At 41.3% G+C, this 18,963-nt stretch carries 17 protein-coding genes, 1 tRNA gene and 2 pseudogenes; 4 read left to right on the top strand and 16 right to left on the bottom strand.

From position 1 onward, the window contains the following. The first annotated feature begins 3 nt into the window (after window positions 1-3). Both APHWEB_RS02220 and APHWEB_RS06295 read left to right on the top strand, forming a co-directional pair. A complete protein-coding gene (locus APHWEB_RS02220; protein ID WP_020849185.1) occupies window positions 4-915 on the top strand; it encodes a hypothetical protein in 912 nt (303 codons plus the stop codon). A 220-nt stretch (window positions 916-1,135) separates the two neighbouring features. Further along, the gene (locus APHWEB_RS06295) at window positions 1,136-1,558 is read left to right on the top strand and encodes a hypothetical protein (protein ID WP_045895532.1); all 423 of its coding nucleotides are present in this window, start codon (window positions 1,136-1,138) and stop codon (window positions 1,556-1,558) included. A gap of 290 nt (window positions 1,559-1,848) precedes the next feature. Here APHWEB_RS06295 and APHWEB_RS02210 read toward each other — a convergent pair whose 3' ends face one another. From APHWEB_RS02210 to APHWEB_RS02185, 6 genes are all read right to left on the bottom strand, one after another. Further along, window positions 1,849-2,358: a hypothetical protein gene (locus APHWEB_RS02210; RefSeq protein ID WP_020849515.1), complete on the bottom strand. Its 510-nt coding sequence runs from the start codon at window positions 2,356-2,358 to the stop codon at window positions 1,849-1,851. Between the two features lie 144 nt (window positions 2,359-2,502). After that, entirely contained in the window at window positions 2,503-3,048 is a 546-nt protein-coding gene (locus APHWEB_RS02205) for a hypothetical protein (RefSeq protein WP_020849188.1), read from the bottom strand. Window positions 3,049-3,199: 151 nt separating this feature from the next. Beyond that, window positions 3,200-3,700, bottom strand: coding sequence for a hypothetical protein (locus tag APHWEB_RS02200; protein ID WP_011451388.1), 501 nt, complete (start codon window positions 3,698-3,700; stop codon window positions 3,200-3,202). A gap of 158 nt (window positions 3,701-3,858) precedes the next feature. After that, window positions 3,859-4,341 (bottom strand): hypothetical protein, encoded by a 483-nt coding sequence (locus tag APHWEB_RS02195; RefSeq protein ID WP_011451389.1) that lies wholly within the window; start codon window positions 4,339-4,341, stop codon window positions 3,859-3,861. 85 nt (window positions 4,342-4,426) lie between these two features. Continuing rightward, on the bottom strand, window positions 4,427-5,029 hold the full coding sequence (locus APHWEB_RS02190) for a hypothetical protein (RefSeq protein ID WP_011451390.1): 603 nt from the start codon (window positions 5,027-5,029) through the stop codon (window positions 4,427-4,429). Window positions 5,030-5,161: 132 nt separating this feature from the next. Continuing rightward, on the bottom strand, window positions 5,162-5,509 hold the full coding sequence (locus tag APHWEB_RS02185) for a hypothetical protein (RefSeq protein WP_133121369.1): 348 nt from the start codon (window positions 5,507-5,509) through the stop codon (window positions 5,162-5,164). A 604-nt stretch (window positions 5,510-6,113) separates the two neighbouring features. Between APHWEB_RS02185 and ampA the strand changes: the two genes are divergently transcribed. After that, window positions 6,114-7,850, top strand: coding sequence for an SUMOylated effector protein AmpA (gene ampA / locus APHWEB_RS02180; RefSeq protein WP_011451392.1), 1,737 nt, complete (start codon window positions 6,114-6,116; stop codon window positions 7,848-7,850). An 868-nt stretch (window positions 7,851-8,718) separates the two neighbouring features. On the opposite strand, the gene APHWEB_RS02175 is transcribed toward ampA, so the two are convergent. From APHWEB_RS02175 to APHWEB_RS02145, 7 genes and pseudogenes are all read right to left on the bottom strand, one after another. Beyond that, a complete protein-coding gene (locus APHWEB_RS02175; RefSeq protein ID WP_080651086.1) occupies window positions 8,719-8,958 on the bottom strand; it encodes a P44/Msp2 family outer membrane protein in 240 nt (79 codons plus the stop codon). Window positions 8,959-9,183: 225 nt separating this feature from the next. Then, window positions 9,184-9,888: pseudogene (locus tag APHWEB_RS02170) on the bottom strand (P44/Msp2 family outer membrane protein); the annotation flags it as partial. 77 nt (window positions 9,889-9,965) lie between these two features. Next, on the bottom strand, window positions 9,966-11,105 hold the full coding sequence (locus APHWEB_RS02165) for a P44/Msp2 family outer membrane protein (RefSeq protein WP_011451394.1): 1,140 nt from the start codon (window positions 11,103-11,105) through the stop codon (window positions 9,966-9,968). A 370-nt stretch (window positions 11,106-11,475) separates the two neighbouring features. Beyond that, a complete protein-coding gene (locus tag APHWEB_RS02160) occupies window positions 11,476-12,039 on the bottom strand; it encodes an MlaC/ttg2D family ABC transporter substrate-binding protein (RefSeq protein ID WP_052943159.1) in 564 nt (187 codons plus the stop codon). A gap of 121 nt (window positions 12,040-12,160) precedes the next feature. After that, window positions 12,161-13,054: a cation diffusion facilitator family transporter gene (locus tag APHWEB_RS02155; protein ID WP_044108167.1), complete on the bottom strand. Its 894-nt coding sequence runs from the start codon at window positions 13,052-13,054 to the stop codon at window positions 12,161-12,163. Between the two features lie 18 nt (window positions 13,055-13,072). Next, window positions 13,073-13,145 (bottom strand) — tRNA-Val (locus tag APHWEB_RS02150). A gap of 34 nt (window positions 13,146-13,179) precedes the next feature. Then, on the bottom strand, window positions 13,180-13,824 hold the full coding sequence (locus tag APHWEB_RS02145) for a heme exporter protein CcmB (protein WP_011451398.1): 645 nt from the start codon (window positions 13,822-13,824) through the stop codon (window positions 13,180-13,182). 128 nt (window positions 13,825-13,952) lie between these two features. On the opposite strand from APHWEB_RS02145, the gene APHWEB_RS02140 reads away from it, so the two are divergent. Then, complete coding sequence (locus APHWEB_RS02140) at window positions 13,953-14,384, top strand: TraR/DksA family transcriptional regulator (RefSeq protein ID WP_021799171.1); 432 nt, start codon at window positions 13,953-13,955, stop codon at window positions 14,382-14,384. Window positions 14,385-14,644: 260 nt separating this feature from the next. Here APHWEB_RS02140 and APHWEB_RS02135 read toward each other — a convergent pair. From APHWEB_RS02135 to APHWEB_RS02125, 3 genes and pseudogenes are all read right to left on the bottom strand, one after another. Continuing rightward, window positions 14,645-15,298 (bottom strand): annotated as a pseudogene (locus APHWEB_RS02135) (P44/Msp2 family outer membrane protein); the annotation flags it as partial. Between the two features lie 95 nt (window positions 15,299-15,393). Further along, window positions 15,394-16,245, bottom strand: a complete 852-nt coding sequence (locus APHWEB_RS02130; RefSeq protein WP_020849519.1) for a P44/Msp2 family outer membrane protein — start codon at window positions 16,243-16,245, stop codon at window positions 15,394-15,396. Window positions 16,246-16,731: 486 nt separating this feature from the next. Continuing rightward, on the bottom strand, window positions 16,732-18,954 hold the full coding sequence (locus APHWEB_RS02125) for a type IV secretory system conjugative DNA transfer family protein (protein WP_011451400.1): 2,223 nt from the start codon (window positions 18,952-18,954) through the stop codon (window positions 16,732-16,734). Window positions 18,955-18,963: the final 9 nt, after the last annotated feature.

The raw sequence follows: 18,963 nt of genomic DNA, 5'->3' as shown, positions 1-18,963 counted from the left end.
ACTGTGATAATATACGCCACTATTAGTAGTAAAAGTATAGTAATATCGTTTTCTGATGCGAGATGCGTTGAAGATTTCAAGGGGAAGTTCACAACCTTGGATGCGGGCATAGCGTCTAGAGCCATTTTTTCCATGAGTGTTGCCATTAAGTATAGTGATAAAAATCTTGTGGAGTTAATTCCTGAAGGAGAATTCACGTACTGTGATGTCAACACTATGGTAGGGCATATGCTTCGTCATGGTTTTACCTTTAAACAGGAAGTCCTCTCTTCGATTTTGGAGCAGGCTAGCGCTCTTGCAACTGAGAATTTTGTGGTGCTGAAAGCAGGGGAAAGGTCTTCATATATTGTAGGGGTATATCAGGATACAGTCACGGTATCTCCTTTGACCTCTGAGTATTTGGACTTGGAATCAGGCCCTAGTCAGCGATTAGTGAAGTTACTGCGTACGGAAAGTGCAATCAGTAGTGTGAATGTAGATGCACAAAATCGTTCTATAACTATTTTAGTTAGAGGAAATGTGTGTGATGCTCTCGGTACGCTTTGTAATGTTATGATTACAATTGGCGCTATAGAGGCCAAAGAAAAGGGTGCTGTATTGGTCAAGTTGGTGAGGTTGGCCTTTCTTGACTTGATGGGTAATGAAATCAGGAGCGTGCGTAACATCGCTAGTTGTTCTGTGGCACATCCTCTGAGTAAGTACAAGGGTGTAGCGAGGACTATTGAGAATATCTTGACGTGCTTGAGCAACAAAACTTTGGATGCTGTGGTACTGGGGCAGTTAGAAGACGCACTTGAGGGCAAGGGTGAGTTCTCTGCATTGCCTTCGGTTTTGACTAAGGGATTTGTAAAGCTGAACCGCGATTTCAATGGACAGCTGGAGAATATAATTGGCTCTGAGAAGCGTGTACAGTAGTACAGAGCTCTAGTACGGGGCGTTGCGTGTAACCGGGGTGATTATATTATAGTCAGTATAGTATACGTAGCGGTGGTATCGTAACATCATGCCGCTAGCTGTATCTCGGTTGCGGGCAATGTGCGTGTCTAAGAAGTACATATACGGTTATGTGAAACGCAATAATATCTAGCACTGCTATGGAGCTTTACGGTTTCTTCTGTATGCGGTATTCCAGGTCATGACTGGTACTTGTCTTTTGGGTGCAATCTCACTTGAGAGACTAACGTATTTTAACACAGATGTACATCCAGCTCGGCGTGTCTCTCTTTGCTATACATTTGAACATAGAATAGCATTTTTACGGCTTATTTGCGGTGCAGGATTGTTTTGCTATGCGCGTCCTGAAGGCAGAAGGCAGAAGGCAGAAGGCAGAAGGCAGAAGGCAGAAGGCAGAAGGCAGAAGGCAGAAGGCAGAAGGCAGAAGGCAGAAGGCAGAAGGCAGAAGGCAGAAGGCAGAAGGCAGAAGGCAGAAGGCAGAAGGCAGAAGGCAGAAGGCAGAAGGCAGAAGGCAGAAGGCAGAAGGCAGAAGGCAGAAGGCAGAAGGCAGAAGGCAGAAGGCAGAAGGCAGAAGGCAGAAGGCAGAAGGCAGAAGAGATTTTAGTCCAGATATAGTTAGCTGAGTAAAGTTCAAGTACTTTGCTATCTATTACGTGTTTGTGTGTGACCTATAAAACCGGCTCATTGCAGCATTGAAAGCGATTCTCTACGTAACTAGCGAAGAGGAGAGGCTGATTTGAGCATCGATAATTGTGCAGAGAGACAGCTGCACTGAAATAACGACGTACCTAGGAGCTGAGGAGAAAGAGGTGATAGCATGCCACAACACACCACCTCTTACTTCCCTTATCGTCCACGTATTAAAGCAACTTTCTTAAATCAAGCTGTTTTAGACTATGCTTCTACTGATTTTTCTGCTGCAGCTTTTTTCAGTGTTACCTTTATTGTATATCCCGAAGCATCATTTTTAGCAGTTATTACTAATGTCCCGTCACCGTCGTTGTACTCTGATTTCGAGCTATCCTTGAGCCCACTAATATAAAGGTCTCTTTCATGTGCATAAGCATTTTCGTTGTCATCTTCAATGTACAGTAGAGATTCACTAGTTAACATTTCTTGCAAGTTTGCACTAGCTATAGCAATATCTGAGTCATCACTGCCACTCTTTTTTACAACTACTGCTTCGAAAAGTCTTCCTTGCGTATCATGTCTCTCACTGTCTCGAGAGGAATGAGCAAATCCTAGAGCATAAACCTCGCCTCCCAAGTCAGTGCGCTCTTCAAGTAAAGTAGCTCTAACAAGTGACAAGTTTTCCATAGAAAAGTCGTTACATGTGCTTGGACAAGTAGTGCACGAGGTTGCAGCTACAGAAGCTGTTGTAAAGTCATTCAGTATATCAAACATATGTACCGTTCTCCGGTGTATAAATTCAGGTGCTCAACTATATAATAATCATGACGATTTTGCAAAATAAATCTACCTAATTTAGGCGTATTGCACCAGCGTGATAATGCCTACTAGCGCGGAAATTGTGTTATGGGTATAGTACTACACCTCACAATAATGGCACCACCAATGGTCGTCTGGATATTTAGGTTTTTGCAGTGTTACTTTTACTACACATCCTGAATGAGTGTTGGTAGAAGTGATCACTAGCGTACCATCATTTTCATTGTATTCTGATGTCGACTGCTCCATAAGACCAGAAACATACTGCCGTCTTTCCTGTGCACAAACATCGTTAATACTTCCCGGTGGCCCGTTATAAACGTATAGTGCTGGTTTGTTAGTAAGAATTTCACGCAGGGTTATGTGAGACAGTTTGATATCGGAGCTATCGTTTTGGGGTTTAATAACTACCACGCGAAAATCGCGATCCAGAGTGTTTAGTTCATCGCTACTGTGAGAATCACCAAATTCTAAATCGTAGGATATGCTTCCTGTTGTATCGTCACGTGATATGGCATTAGCTGTTGCAAAACGCATATCATTTAAAGAAAAGTCGCTACAGTTACCTGCACAAGATGCAAGTTCTGCATTGCAGGATGTTATAGTCACAGATGCCGTTGCAAAGTCATTAAATATATCAAACATATGTGTGTTTCTCCTGAACATAATTTCAGGCGCCAGACTGTATAATAATCACTCAGGTTTTGCAAAGTAAATTTATACTAATATTTGAATATCGCGCTAGCAGAACATTGCCTACTAGCGCGGAAATTGTGTTGTAGGTACTTTGCTAAATCTAGGCGGATGTAGAAGCTTTTTTCAGTGTTATGGTTACTGAACATTTTGAGGAGTTTTCTGCAGAAGTAAGCACTAGCGTATCGTCATTTTCTGATGTCGTATTAGCTTTTAGTTCAGCTATAAACATTTGTCTTGCTCGTGCATGAACATCATTGTCATTCTTGCCATTATCTTCGCTTTGGTGTGCTTCAGAATCTCTTACTGTTACTTCGTGCAAGGTTGCGCTATAGAAATTTACATCTGACCTACCTACCTTGCGCTCAACAAGAATGGTCTCTAAAAAGTAATCATCAACCTTTGGCGCTTCCGGATCAGAGTTAGCAAATGTTAAAGCATAAGATTCATTACCAGTGAGGTTGTGTGCTTCAACTGGAGTAGCTCTAATAAACGGTAAATTTTCTACAGAAAAGTCGCAGTAGGAACTTGGAAAAGACGAATGTTCCTTATTACAAGATATAGTTACAGATGCTGTTGCAAAGTCATTAAATGAATCGAACATATATGTGATTCTCCGGAGCATAATTTTAAGTGCCAGACTGTATAAGAATCACTCAAGTTTTGCAAAGTAAATATACTAATATTTGCACATCGCGCTAGCATAACATCACCTACTAGCGCGAGAATTGTCTTATAAGTGTCGACAATTAAACACTCAGTTTATTCGGACGCAGAGGCTACTTTTAGTGTTACGGTTACTTTACATTTTGCAGCATGGCCAGTAGAAGTGAGCACTAGTGCCCCATCTTGTTCTACTGTTGAATCAGGCATGAGACCACACATAGCCATGCTCCGTCCTTTTTCACGAAGATCCTCGCTCTGTTTTTCGTGCACAGTATTTGCATTAGATAACACTTCACCCCATTCTACGCTATACAAGCTTATATCATTGCTATCTGGTACTCTCCGAAAGAAGACATCTAGCATGTATGTTGAAGAATTTTGATCTTCTTGTTTTTCACTACCAAATCTCAAAACGGTGTATTCATAACCCGTTACAAGGTCGTATTCAAAAGAATGAGACTTAATAAGTGGCAAATTCTCCAAGGAAAAGTCGCCGCAAGCACCTGGAAAAGATAAATGCGTTCCGGTAGGTGCAGTAGATACGGATGCTACTACAGCATCATTAAATATATCAAACATATGTATAATTCTCCGATGTATAATTTCAGGTGTTAATTAAAATCGAGCGTGAAGACTGCGTTGTACATGTATCTCAACACTCAGGTTATTTGGCTGCAGGAACCCTTTCTAATGTTACAGTTACTGTACATTTTGCAGAATCGCTGGTAGAAGTCAGCACTAGCTTGTTATCATCCCCGGCGTGCACAGGTTTAAAATCACCTTCGAGCTTACCGATATGCAAGTACCTCTCCATTGAATAAGCATTTTCAACTCTTGCAGATCCGTCGTATCGCATAGACTCGCTTTCTATCAATTCATGTAGAGTTGCACCAGATAAGCTGACATCAGTGCCATCAGAGTTTTTCTGAACTTTCGCTACTAAAGAGCGATCATGCAGTTCGTGACCTACCTGTTCGAAATCATCAAATACTAAAGTGTAGTATTCATAGCCCGTGAGTGCATCTTGTTTATCACTCTTCACGCTAGACAATGGCAAATTTTTCATAGAAAAGTCGCTACATGCTCTTGAACAAGGTGTATTTTCTTCAGTGCATACCGCGGTCACAGATGCTGTCACAGCATATGCATCCCATGGATAATCTTCCTTCAGAATGTCTTCACAATAACCTGGTGCATCTTGAAATCTTTCGATACACTCCCTGGGAACAGGTGGGATTTCAGTATCGTTAAATAATATATCAAACATATGCGTCCTCTTAATGTATAATTTCAGGTATTGGGCTGTGCGGTAACCACCCTAGTATGAAAGAAATATACTAGAGACGTTGTGCTGGCGTGATTTCGCCAATCAGCGCGCAAAAGCTGCGCTTTGAGTATGTTATAATTTGACATTATGCCCTGAAAATCTCTTCAGTGTTACTAAGCATTTTGTAGAAGTCGGAACTATCTTGTAGTTACCAGCATCAGACTTTAACTCTAAATGAGCAATGAGATCACAAATATGCTTACTTGCGTTTTGGGAATGAACATCTTCAACAGTTTCTGTAACTTCAAGGTATTGCGCTACATTATCGGCGTTTAAGGCTTTAGTCCTATACTTAGTGACTGCTACGCACACATTGCGACGGAAAGTGCGGAGTTGTTCTACGTCATTACAGAAGGTACCAAATCCTAAATTGCAGGATGTGTTTGACATTTCAGCTACAGCAACCAATATATCATTCATAAAAAAGGCACTATAAGGATAAAGCACAGGATTAAACGATATAGTCACAGTTGTTATTGTAGGATTGGTAAATATATCAAACATACGTATGATTTTTCAGTGCATGATTTAAAGTCCTTAACTTTATAATAATTATTCCAATTTTGCAAAGCAATTATACCTTAATCACTGTATATCCAGATATGTAATATCGCCAACTAGCGCGAGAATTGTGCTTCCAGTATTTTTCTCAAAACTACGGTGTTATGTGCTTATTAACTATTACTTCTCTATGTAGCTCTCTGATGAAAAAAAACGAAAGTTTGCGAATGCGAAACAGCATTGCTAGATTTCGTTGAACAATTTGCTAATTTGCAACTAAAGCACTCATGATAAAGCTTGATAGTATTTTAGAGGATAGTAGGCAATATGGTTTAGGGGATTTCTTCGCATACTTGTTATCATCGTCCTTATTTGTGCTTAGTTGGTCGGATATTTGTGCAAGTTGTTGTAAAATATGCATATTGTATGTATAGGTGTGCAAGATATCATCTCTTTAGGTGTATCGTGTAGCACTTAAACAAATGCTGGTGAACGTAGAGGGATTAAAGGAGGATTTGCGTATATGTATGGTATAGATATAGAGCTAAGTGATTACAGAATTGGTAGTGAAACCATTTCCAGTGGAGATGATGGCTACTACGAAGGATGTGCTTGTGACAAAGATGCCAGCACTAATGCGTACTCGTATGACAAGTGTAGGGTAGTACGGGGAACGTGGAGACCGAGCGAACTGGTTTTATATGTTGGTGATGAGCATGTGGCATGTAGAGATGTTGCTTCGGGTATGCATCATGGTAATTTGCCAGGGAAGGTGTATTTTATAGAGGCAGAAGCGGGCAGAGCTGCTACTGCTGAAGGTGGTGTTTATACTACCGTTGTGGAGGCATTATCGCTGGTGCAAGAGGAAGAGGGTACAGGTATGTACTTGATAAACGCACCAGAAAAAGCGGTCGTAAGGTTTTTCAAGATAGAAAAGAGTGCAGCAGAGGAACCTCAAACAGTAGATCCTAGTGTAGTTGAGTCAGCAACAGGGTCGGGTGTAGATACGCAAGAAGAACAAGAAATAGATCAAGAAGCACCAGCAATTGAAGAAGTTGAGACAGAAGAGCAAGAAGTTATTCTGGAAGAAGGTACTTTGATAGATCTTGAGCAACCTGTAGCGCAAGTACCTGTAGTAGCTGAAGCAGAATTACCTGGTGTTGAAGCTGCAGAAGCGATTGTACCATCACTAGAAGAAAATAAGCTTCAAGAAGTGGTAGTTGCTCCAGAAGCGCAACAACTAGAATCAGCTCCTGAAGTTTCTGCGCCAGCACAACCTGAGTCTACAGTTCTTGGTGTTGCTGAAGGTGATCTAAAGTCTGAAGTATCTGTAGAAGCTAATGCTGATGTAGCGCAAAAAGAAGTAATCTCTGGTCAACAAGAGCAAGAAATTGCAGAAGCACTAGAGGGAACTGAAGCTCCTGTAGAAGTAAAAGAAGAAACAGAAGTTCTTCTAAAGGAAGATACTTTGATAGATCTTGAGCAACCTGTAGCACAAGTACCTGTAGTAGCTGAAGCAGAATTACCTGGTGTTGAAGCTGCAGAAGCGATTGTACCATCACTAGAAGAAAATAAGCTTCAAGAAGTGGTAGTTGCTCCAGAAGCGCAACAACTAGAATCAGCTCCTGAAGTTTCTGCACCAGCACAACCTGAGTCTACAGTTCTTGGTGTTACTGAAGGTGATCTGAAGTCTGAAGTATCTGTAGAAGCTGATGCTGGTATGCAGCAAGAAGCAGGAATCTCTGATCAAGAGACACAAGCAACTGAAGAAGTTGAAAAGGTTGAAGTATCTGTAGAAACAAAAACGGAAGAGCCAGAAGTTATTCTAGAAGAAGGTACTTTGATAGATCTTGAGCAACCTGTAGCGCAAGTACCTGTAGTAGCTGAAGCAGAATTACCTGGTGTTGAAGCTGCAGAAGCGATTGTACCATCACTAGAAGAAAATAAGCTTCAAGAAGTGGTAGTTGCTCCAGAAGCGCAACAACTAGAATCAGCTCCTGAAGTTTCTGCGCCAGTACAACCTGAGTCTACAGTTCTTGGTGTTACTGAAGGTGATCTGAAGTCTGAAGTATCTGTAGAAGCTGATGCTGGTATGCAGCAAGAAGCAGGAATCTCTGATCAAGAGACACAAGCAACTGAAGAAGTTGAGAAGGTTGAAGTATCTGTAGAAGCTGATGCTGGTATGCAGCAAGAGTTAGTAGATGTTCCGACTGCTTTGCCGTTAAAGGATCCTGACGATGAAGATGTTCTAAGTTATTAGGATATCTTTCTCGTGAAAAGTATGGGGAAGGTTCGATGTGTTGGACCGTGCCCCATGCTTTTTCTTTAAGATTTCTTCAAAAAGAGGTAAAACTCTCCTATGTTTTTTGTGAGAAGGAATTTCTTGTAGCTCTGCAACTGGGTTGTACGTTGCGTATTATCACGAAGTTTTTCTTCTGATTATTGGACGAAGGTGGTGCTTGTCATGTCTGTGGTACGTGCTTTCCATGCTTGATAGAGCTCCTGATTATTTTCTTTATACGCAAGCCAGGTAAATCGTGTATGTGGCGACTTTTCGAATCAGTGTTTAGATTACATAGAAGTAATTGTGGCTTATACGCTGTTAATTGCGCTGCAATCTGTCAAAAGTGATGCAGTAACTTCCTCTATATGTCCTAATGCTGTTACATGACATGGGTAATGCATAGCATTATCAATGGTCATGGTGTCTTGGCATACCAGCGGTTTTATATACCAGTGATGCGCGAGCCTTGTTCTCCGCTTTCATAAAAGATTTATTACTCAAGCTATTGGTATACCTAGCGATTTACGTGTAATTTGAGTACTTACCTGCGTATTTCGAAGGTAACGTACTAATAGCGTATGCTGAAACTATCTATTATCCCAATCCCTAAGAATAACTATGCTGTTTTGGAGCTGTTGCATGCTGAAAGATGTCTTATAGCATCGCGGTTATATATTTTCACATTTTAGAGATTTTAAGAGTATAACTTTCTAGCATCTTAGAGAACTATACTCAAAGTTAAACACAATAAAAACATGAAGCATTAAAACTCAAGTATACTAAACCAGCCTTAGACCTTAAAGGAAAGTAAGGAATGCTTATCTAGGTTCAATGGTGCCATTACTTAAAAAGCGAACCTAACACCAAATTCCCCACCGACATAAGCCATGGATAAGTTAGCAATAGCAGTATCCTTAGTACGACCCGCCTGACTAGTATCATCTACAAGACGTTGAGCCGGCAGATCATCATAAACGCCATCTCCAACAACGCGATGATAGAATCCCCCAGCAAAAGCCGAGATTTCAGGAGAGAGCTGATAACTCAACCCAGCCTTTAACCCATAAGCAAGCTTAGGAGTGATGTTCTAAACACCCTCCTCATTAGCCACAGATTAGCTTCCTCTCGAAGTACAGATAACCTCTGTAAAGTTTTAGAGGAGGATTCCTAGATAGCAAGTATTTTTCATGCTGGGTAAGAGCGTAAAGCCACTGTACGGACCTACTAAGTATGGAGAATCGCTGATCGTAGTATGTTGCGTAAGTGATCCAGCACTAATTTCGCCTAGTGCTTAACTAGAGTATTCAGGTCAAGGACGGAATGTGTAACGCCGCTCCGTGCCATCAACCACGCCAACGAAGTTACCGCCTAAACCAACACAAGCATAAGGAACAACACCTAAACCTTCACTAAGAAGATCATAACAAGCATTAACCATTACAGATGTAGAAGAAACAGCTCTGATCTCAACAACCTCTCCCCCTTCAATAGTTTTAGCAAGTAATCCTGCTACTATGGTTTTTTCATCACGATTAAGACCTAATAGGTCTTTAGCCATAGCGTTTGCATTACTATTAGGTTCTCCCTCGACGTTTTGACTGCTGCCATTACTACCTCGTCCCCTAGGCCAGTTTTTACCTTCACCGACTTTCACAGTATTAACAAAACCACTCAACGTCTTTGGTCCTGTCGCCCCCGTCGTATTTCCCAAACCGCTACACTGTGTTGTCTCCTCGTTGCCGTGTGTCGTCGACAACTCCGCAACATACTTCTTCCCCTTAGCCTTAGTTATAGCAGCATGATCCCCACTACAAACCTTCCCATCAATTTCAGGGCTGGAAATTTTCACAGCATTGGCAAACTGAACGATATCTTTCCCAGAGGTCTTGGCAAGAGCAGCAGTAAGTTTATCAGTTTGTCCAGTAACAACATCATAAGCTAACTCCTTAGCTAGTAGATATACTGTATCAGCTTCATCTTCCTTACTACCACTATCTCTAATACCCTTGGTCTTCCTTTTAATAATAAGAGTTATTGCATAGGATATTGATATACCTATCGATTTATAGGCAGTTGAGCCGGAAGATCATCTTAAACACCATCTCCCACAACACGATGGTAAAAGCCACCCGCAAACGCAGAGATTTCAGGAGAGAGCTGATAACTCAAGCCAGCCTTTAACCTATAAGCAAGCTTAGGAGTGATATGCCCATCAACAACACCCACGAAGTTACCACCGAGCCCAACACAGGCATAAGGAACAACACCTAAACCTTCACTAAGAAGATCATAACAAGCATTAACCATCACAGAAGTAGAAGAAACTGCCCTGATTTCAACAACCTCCCCACCTTCAATAGTTTTAGCTAGTAACCCTGCTACTATGGTTTTTTCGTCAGAAGTGAGCTTTGTTAGGTCTCCAGCGACAGCTTTGGCGTTGTCGTTAGTTTCAGAGGCCGGTGTACCAGCCTTATGCTTCGATGTTGGCCAGTTCTTGCTACCATCTTCCAGCGATCCTTTAACAAAGTCACGTAAAAACTGTTGCCCAGTGCTTCCATTGCTGTTGCTTGTGTTTTGTCCTCCACAAACGGCTACCTTACCGTTTCCACCTGTCGAATTGTTGTCCGTCTCAATAGCATACTCACCGTATTTACTACCGCTGCCACCGCTCTTAGTCGCACAAACCTTCTTATCAATCTCGGAATGAGAAATTCCAAGAGTCTTAGCAAACTGAACGATATCTTTCCCAGAGGTCTTGGCAAGAGCAGCAGTAAGTTTATCAGTTTGTCCAGTAACAACATCATAAGCTAACTCCTTAGCTAGTAGATATACTGTATCAGCTTCATCTTCCTTACTACCACTATCTCTAATACCCTTGGTCTTGAAGCGCTCGTAACCAATCTCAAGCTCAACCCTAGCACCACCAATACCATAACCAACACTGCCTTCCATAGCTACAAGCATGTTGTCCTTAAACCCAATCCGAGGATCAGGAGTGTTCCAGTCAAACTTGTGTGACTCTAGCTTTACACTCTTTCCATCCTTTAAGTATGGATATACTGCCTTAGTCTCTCCGTTACTCTCCCTTATACTAAAATCTCTTATCTTGCTAAACGCTGGACTGTAATCCAAGCCAACATAGAAATATCCCGCACCACCAGTATCCAAAGCGCTAACGTCATCATGAGCCCTGACATCATTCCCAGCCATAACTATAGCCATCGACATCATTACGCTTCCTAATAATAGCTTACTTCCAATAGTAACCGCGGTGCTTAGATTTGGTTTGCAGATTTCAGAACATAGCGGCTTTTAGCTATAGCAACTTGATATATGGGACCACTATCTTGCAGGCTGTACCTTATTCAATAAGGTGTAACCATATAGTGCTCTATAGCGAATAGTTTTGATCGTAACGCACGGAATTATTTTTCGCATTCTGCGAAGTCTTGCATTAACAGCTCAAAATACAATATCTCTTCTATTACGCAACTCCGTATGTCTTTTTATTCACCTTCTGAGGAGGTGCAACTCTCAATAATCATGTCTAATAGCGTAATAAGGACAGTAGCTTGATTTATTTGTCTTTTTTACAGCATAGCTATCGTCTAAAATGAGATATTGCTCCGTCAATACCGTATTTTTGAATTACTTCGTTCACCATGGTCCTCTGGTTTACAGAGATACTCAAAGAATTGTTGATTCTTATGTCACTGATCTTAAGAGTGCTTGCTTCCACAATATGAAATTCTAGCACTATAAAATCATCCCTATGTTCAGGATGGGTTAACCGAACACGAACCGCGTACTTACCTTCACCAAGCTCGCGAACAGACAGAATCTTCATCCCGTGATGTGCAAACTCCTTCAACTGCGTCACGTATACTTTCTTTATGTATTGACTATATACATCCTGAAACTCATCTCTCTGACGCATATCTGCATCTTTCCAGTATTGCCCCATCGCAAACTTAGAAAGTCTAGGAAAATCAAGAACCTCTTGCACCGCTTGTCCTAAAGATTCTCTAACCGCCTTGTCCTCTAAAACAATGACACGTACTCTGGTCTTCAACTCTTCCACAAATTGGCATATATGCCGATATTGTTGCTCGCATGCGTGACTAGCATTAGAAAATGCCACAAACATAAAAAGAGACAACGTCACAACACGGCAAAACGTTTTCCTGCACTTCCAGAACATCTCTACCATTACAATACCGACGTATAATATACTAATCAGTAGTGATTATCGTAAGATTAATACATACGCCTTTAGACTACTTTTCTTAATTAGCGTCTGAACACTCTTCATGTTCGATCTCTATCGTAACATGCGAGATACTAAACCTTTCCTGTAACAACTTCTTGATCGATTTAACTACTTGTACAGAACTTGCCACGTCAGAAGAACCGCAGGCGATACGCACGTGCATAGTCATTATTGGATACTCTGCAGTTAATGACCAAAGATGCACATGGTGCACATCAATTACATTCGGTATTGCACTTGTGATATTCCTTTGCAGCTCACCTACGTCGATATTATACGGCTTGCCCTCGAGCAAAATGTTACTTGAGTTTTTTACAATACTAAATGCGCTGATCAACATCACGGTACTGACCAATAAAGACAACATTGGGTCTATTATCTGCCACCCGCTAAACCTGATGATTATCGATGAAGCAATAGCAGCCACAGAACAAAGGAGATCTCCAATAACATGCAGAACAGCACTGCGGATATTGAGATTATGTTCCCCCCTTCTGTACATCATACAAAATACAAAGATATTTGCAGCAAACCCTACTACAGCCACGGGTAGCATCAGATGTCCGTGCACTTCCACAGGGTTCACAAAACGTTTGATAGACTCAATTACTATTAGAGCAGCTATGACGAACCAGGATATTCCATTGACGAATGCTGCCATAACCTGAAACCGATGATAACCGTAAGATCTCTGTTCATCAGCCTCTTTAGTGGCCAACCTGTACGCCGCAAAGCTCAGGATAAGCGCCACTAAATCAATAAATACATGTCCTGCATCAGAAAGAAGAACCAATGAGTGCGATACAAAACCACCGATTGTCTCGACTACCAACGTGCACGCTACTACAACAATGGCCATTACCATCCGTCTGTGCATGCTAGGAGAATACTGACTATCGCAACTTGTCATTACACACCACATCAAGAGTGGGTGATACTGGACTCGAACCAGTGGCCTTTTGCACGTCAAGCAAACGCTCTACCACCTGAGCTAATCACCCAATATTTGCTATAATAGGATATATCAACTAAAAGTCAATTTTGCTCTACAGCTAACTTGATAGCTGAGAGAACGAAAAATATGCTAATAGGTATGAGGCACATCATACCCACTCCAAGAAGCGTCATAGTGTACGTATAAAATACTACACCCTTCAATGCCTGAAGAAGGAGATTAAAGTACACTACTACGGGAACGACTATAGGGAATATTAAGACCTGCGCAATTACCAATCCTCCTTCACCACCTAGAACTAATGCATGCCCCACAGCAGCGATAAAATTCACTATCAGCAGCGTTGCACTCAATATTGCACCAAATACAAGCACATGTGTAAAGCCATCTCCCAAGACAACAAAATCTATAACCATTGCGACGATACTGATTGGTATTGCGACACAAAACCAATTTGCCAGTATCTTGAAAAATAAAATAATCTCCGGAAGCAAGTTTTGTATTAGCAATTGTTCCAGGACTCCGCTGTAATAATCCTCTTCAAACAGTGCCCTTATAGAGATTTGCATCACCGAAACACCACATACCCAAAAAAGAGATGGCATAACACTTGCGATACATTCCGGTGGCAATACAAATAGTGCAGTTCCTACTACAATAGCAAACAACACTGCAACATGTGCTGAACTCCCTCCTCGACGGGCAATAACTCGTAGTTCATGCACAAATGCTTTTAAGTATGACACTCTAGCGAAACACAATATTGCTTTTTTGCAGCATAGTAATACACCAAATATTAATCAAGCATTCTTAGGATCTGTGTTTCAGTTATGCATTAACGAGGGCGGAAGTGGTGTTACCGAAAGACTATGTCTTCGACGATGAAGACGATGAAAATTACATGAACCATAGACAATTAGACTACTTTAGGCAGAAGCTTATTCAGTGGAAGGCGGCGTTGAAAAAGGAGTCGGAAGAAAAAACTAGGGAAGTGTTACAATCTCATGTAGACGCAGACTTAACCGATATGGCTACACGGGAATACGACACTGATCTTACATTACAGGCTTGTAATCGCAATGACGAACTTGCTTTGGAAATCGACAAGGCGCTTCAGAGAATAGATGAGGGTTTATACGGCTACTGCGAAGAGACAGGAGAAAAAATAGGATTAGGAAGATTAAAGGCAAATCCTGTAACTTTGTATTGCATAGAAGAACAAGAACGCCGAGAAAGACAGCAAAAGCTATACAACAGCAGTGACCCGTATGACGAAGATTTATAAAAGCAATGGCTGCTAGGGTCTATACACGCCAACGTATGGCTCTATTCGGAGAGAGCTCTTATGCTGCGTAGTTATATGGAAAGATAGCAACCCAATGCAGGGCATTCGATAAATTTGCTACGCTAGATGGTTGCTCTACAATGTAACAGCACGGGAGAGGTGCCTATTCGAGAAGCAGAGCACAGATTTTAGTTCATCGGCGAGTATGAAAGAGCCTACATCCAACGAAGTGCTATTTTAATTATGAGCTACAGCACTTTTTATGCTTCTTTTATACCGCTCAGACCAACACAAGCATAAGGAACAACGCCTAAGCCTTCACTAAGAAGATCATAACAAGCATTGACCATCACAGAGGTAGAGGAAACTGCTCTAATCTCAACAACTTCACCCCCTTCAATAGTTTTAGCTAATAACCCAGCTACTATGGTTTTTTCTTCGGGGGTGAGTTTCTTAGTGAGGTCGTCCGCTACAGCTTTGGCGTTGTCGTTAGTTGTGGGAGTTCTTCCAGTAGATGTAGGCCAGTTCTTATTACCATTATTTTGGAGCGTTTTTCCTACAAACTCCTTCAGAGCTTCAGGCCCCATACCGCCGTTGTCGTCGGATTTATAGTTCTCACCTCCACAAACTGAAGTATTAGCACTGAGTGCAGCCCCCTCCGTAGCTTCCGCATACTGTGCCCATTTATTGGTGGCTTGTTTCCCCTTCTTCGTCTCACAAACCTTCTTACCAATATCAGAATGAGAAATCTCCACCGCCTTAGCAAACTGAACGATATCTTTACCAGAGGTTTTAGCAAGAGCAGCAGCAAGCTTATCAGTCTGTCCAGTAACAACATCATAAGCTAACTCCTTAGCTAGTAGATATACTGTATCTACTTCTTCCTCTCTAATAATAGATCTTTGAATAGCTTTATATAAAACTCTAGGTATTGGATTATAAATCCCTAGATCATTCCACTAATATTACACTCTAGAACTAGCTCTCTCTCCTGAACAACCTTATAATCTCAATCAGCATTGACCATCACAGAAGTAGAAGAAACTGCTCTGATTTCCACAACTTCCCCACCTTCAATAGTTTTAGCTAGTAACCATGCTACTATGGTTTTTTCTTCAGGGGTGAGCTTTGTTAGGTCTCCCGCTACAGCTTTGGCATTGTCGTTTTGTTTAGGCTCAGTCGCACTTTCACCTTTAGTAGATGTTGGCCAATTCTTACTACCATCACCTAGCAGCGTTTTAGAAACAAAATCCCGAAAAACCTGAGGACTATCATTGGCACCACTCGTATGTGTACTCCCTCCGTCGTCACCACACAACGCCGTGTTATTATCACTTCTCTTCGTACTCCCCTTGTCCGTGTATGCTCCATACTTATTCCCGCTATTACCACTATGCTTCTTCGTCACACAAACCTGCTTATCGATCTTAGGAGCAGAAATCTCCACCGCCTTAGCAAACTGAACAATATCCTTACCGGAGGTTTTAGCAAGAGCAGCAGTAAGCTTATCAGTCTGCCCAGTAACAACATCATAAGCTAACTCCTTAGCTAGTAGATATACTGTATCAGCTTCATCTTCCTTACTACCACTATCTCTAATACCCTTGGTCTTGAAGCGCTCGTAACCAATCTCAAGCTCAACCCTGGCACCACCAATACCATAACCAACACTGCCTTCCATAGCTACAAGCATGTTGTCCTTAAACCCAATCCGAGGATCAGGAGTGTTCCAGTCAAACTTGTGTGACTCTAGCTTTACACTCTTTCCATCCTTTAAGTACTCTCCCTTATACCCTTGTACATCCAAATAATAGAATCCTAGATAACAGGTCTCCAAAATTCCAAATTTATCTAAATCCATGGTTGGCTAGGATAATGGAACTCAGAACATACACGCTTATAAAACTTAGGGTAACTATATGAGTCATATGCTATGAAAACCTAGTACTTAGCCAAAGCTCCAAGATCACTGAACGTATGGAAGCATATATGTAGTCCTTTAAAGTGTTTTAGGCTATTCAACAAAGGAATAAGGAAAGAAATACACCAAGCTTCTGTACTCTAGCATGCTGTCAGATTGGCACTCAAACCATAGTGACAAACACACACAGTCGAAAATTGCATTCCAAAATCTCTTAAATAGAAACCTAGGGTTTTCAGACAAATACTACTCTCAAAACTACCAAACTGAGGACATTTGCATTACATCTGTCCCCAATTTAGCACTCATGAACGCCTACCGACATTCAGAGATCCTTAAAAAACAATAAGTGCTCACGTTAACTCACAAACTGCAAATAGCACATACCCTGATCAAATAACTGAGAGAATACAAACCTAAAACTATCTACTTTAGTCTTCCGTTACTGCTATCATTGTCATCAGTAGGTCGATCTTCTCCAAATTCATCCTCTTCTTCTAAAGAATCATCTTCTTCAAAGTCTTCGTCCTCCTCTGGCTCTAAGCTATCAAACTCGTCGTCAACAACCTCATCATCTAAAAGCTCATCCTCAAAAGCTTCATTCTCATCCCAATCTCCGTCCCCTTCTAACTCCATGTCATCTTCATAAGGATCGTCGTAGTCTTCATCATTAAGAACATCATCTTCGTCGTGAAAGTAATCATCAGACTCATCCAAGTCCTCTAAATCATCTTCAGGTTCTTCACCTATACCGTATAGGTCTTCAAATTCTTCTCTGTCCACAAGATCACCATCATCTTCATATCCATATTCAGCACGCTCAGGAGGATTTTCTGCACTAGAACTACCCATCAACGCCTTTAGATCTTCACTATTCTCCGAAGCCTCAGACACAATACCTGCTTCCCCCTCGACTCCACCACGAATCTTTTCAGGATCGTACGGCTCTTGCGTAGGAATAAACGTGCTCTTCAATAGCCTACGCGTAAACGTTTTATCTTCAAAGTACTTTATTTTTCTAGACTTTATCGGATAAGTAGATTCAATTAAGAGAATTTGCTCATCCTTAGGTAACATTATAACTTCCTGAGGCAACAACAACGCCCGCTGTGTATCAGAAATATGCAGTGAGCGTGAAGCAGGATTAAGGTCTAAAAACTTAGGCCTATTTAGAGACTCCTGACTCACGGTCTTATTTCCAATAAGTTGCGATATCAAGTTTGCAGTCTCTATGTTGTTTGCAGCAAAAGTTATACGGTAAGTAGAATTAGATAGGAAAGAGTTCATCCCTGCTTCTTCGTATATTCCCTTTAACTGTTCTGTATCTTGTATTATCAAAAATAATCTTACCCTGTACCCACGAAAGTAAGCTATCCCCGTCTGGAACTGCTCCATCTTTCCAAGAGTTGGAAACTCATCCATCAAAAACAATACACCATAAGGTTCATCATCAGAAGGTAGAGTACGACATAAAAACTCCGTTGCCTGTTGATAAAAAACCTGCATCAAAGGCCTTAACCTAGTGAGATTATCAGGTGTAACTCCAACATACACAGAAACACGCTTCCTCTTGAAATCTTGTATATTAAAATCACTAGAAGCTGTTGCAGTATCAATAAGAGGGTTAGCCCACAATTCCAAAGAAGAGTTCATGGTAGAAATAACACCAGAACGTTCCTTATCCGCCTTCTGCAAGAATGCAGCAATGTTCATGTACGCAACAGGGTGTATTTTCTTACCTATCGTGTCCAATACAACCGCAAGGTTATATACTACGTCATCGCTACGCATTGTTCTTACAACTTCGCCAAATGACTTAACCTTTTCCGGAACTGCCAATAAATAGAGCACCACCCCAACAAATAAACTCCTTGCTTCGTTGTACCAAAAGTCTTGCTCCGGCATGATAAGGTTAGCAATCTTCTGTACGTCATCTACCATCTGCCCAGGTTTTTTGCTTATCCAATCCAGCGGATTATAACAATGACTGATACCATCTGGCTGCGCAGGATTCCATACATATACTTCCTGCCCAATTTTCTTACGCCAACCACTCGTGAGGTCGTAGTTTTCAAGCTTCACATCATGCACAATTACAGAATCTTCCCAGAATAAAAGATTGGGAATTACAAACCCTACACCTTTACCAGACCCAGTTGGAGCAAAAAGAAGAGCATGTTGATAGCCATCTGCTACCAAATAACCCCTCTGATCTTTCCCTAATAAAATTCCACGTCTGCTGCGTAACCCTATTTTTCTAATATCCCGCTCTGAAGCCCACCGAGAATCTCCGTGTAAAGATTCTTTCTTCTTAAAAGGTCGCCAATCAATAAGAACATGTCGAAGATTCCACGCCACAAGACAAACAAGACCAATAGGAGCAAAAAATGAACCCCACAACTTTAGCGAATTAGCAATTCCAAACAGCTTGGGATCCCCCCACCATTTACTAATATACTGAAAAATAGTCGGCCACAGCCGCATGGGAAAATCTGACACACTGGGGTTTATTGCATTAAAATCTAAATAATCTACTCCCCATACAAGAAGCACAAATAATACGCCAGAAATATAAAAGCAAAACTCCAACAGGCAAAACAGCCCACAAAAGAATACCAAAATATTTCGTATATGATTGGAACTATGCATATCTAGCGC

It is taken from the genome of Anaplasma phagocytophilum str. Webster, from assembly GCF_000964685.1.
GTDB classification, from domain to species: domain Bacteria; phylum Pseudomonadota; class Alphaproteobacteria; order Rickettsiales; family Anaplasmataceae; genus Anaplasma; species Anaplasma phagocytophilum.
Note: the sequence above shows the minus strand (reverse complement) of the source record. Positions and strands in the feature narration are given on the sequence as shown.

What these genes read in the sequence shown, in the direction of transcription:
- APHWEB_RS02165 (WP_011451394.1), bottom strand. Translation starts at nt 11,105, where the DNA reads ATGATGTCGATGGCTATAGTTATGGCTGGGAATGATGTCAGGGCTCAT.
- APHWEB_RS02200 (WP_011451388.1), bottom strand. Translation starts at nt 3,700, where the DNA reads ATGTTCGATTCATTTAATGACTTTGCAACAGCATCTGTAACTATATCT.
- APHWEB_RS02130 (WP_020849519.1), bottom strand. Translation starts at nt 16,245, where the DNA reads ATGGATTTAGATAAATTTGGAATTTTGGAGACCTGTTATCTAGGATTC.
- ampA (WP_011451392.1), top strand. Translation starts at nt 6,114, where the DNA reads ATGTATGGTATAGATATAGAGCTAAGTGATTACAGAATTGGTAGTGAA.
- APHWEB_RS02190 (WP_011451390.1), bottom strand. Translation starts at nt 5,029, where the DNA reads ATGTTTGATATATTATTTAACGATACTGAAATCCCACCTGTTCCCAGG.
- APHWEB_RS02205 (WP_020849188.1), bottom strand. Translation starts at nt 3,048, where the DNA reads ATGTTTGATATATTTAATGACTTTGCAACGGCATCTGTGACTATAACA.
- APHWEB_RS02155 (WP_044108167.1), bottom strand. Translation starts at nt 13,054, where the DNA reads ATGACAAGTTGCGATAGTCAGTATTCTCCTAGCATGCACAGACGGATG.
- APHWEB_RS02195 (WP_011451389.1), bottom strand. Translation starts at nt 4,341, where the DNA reads ATGTTTGATATATTTAATGATGCTGTAGTAGCATCCGTATCTACTGCA.
- APHWEB_RS02125 (WP_011451400.1), bottom strand. Translation starts at nt 18,954, where the DNA reads ATGCATAGTTCCAATCATATACGAAATATTTTGGTATTCTTTTGTGGG.
- APHWEB_RS06295 (WP_045895532.1), top strand. Translation starts at nt 1,136, where the DNA reads ATGACTGGTACTTGTCTTTTGGGTGCAATCTCACTTGAGAGACTAACG.
- APHWEB_RS02185 (WP_133121369.1), bottom strand. Translation starts at nt 5,509, where the DNA reads ATGAATGATATATTGGTTGCTGTAGCTGAAATGTCAAACACATCCTGC.
- APHWEB_RS02210 (WP_020849515.1), bottom strand. Translation starts at nt 2,358, where the DNA reads ATGTTTGATATACTGAATGACTTTACAACAGCTTCTGTAGCTGCAACC.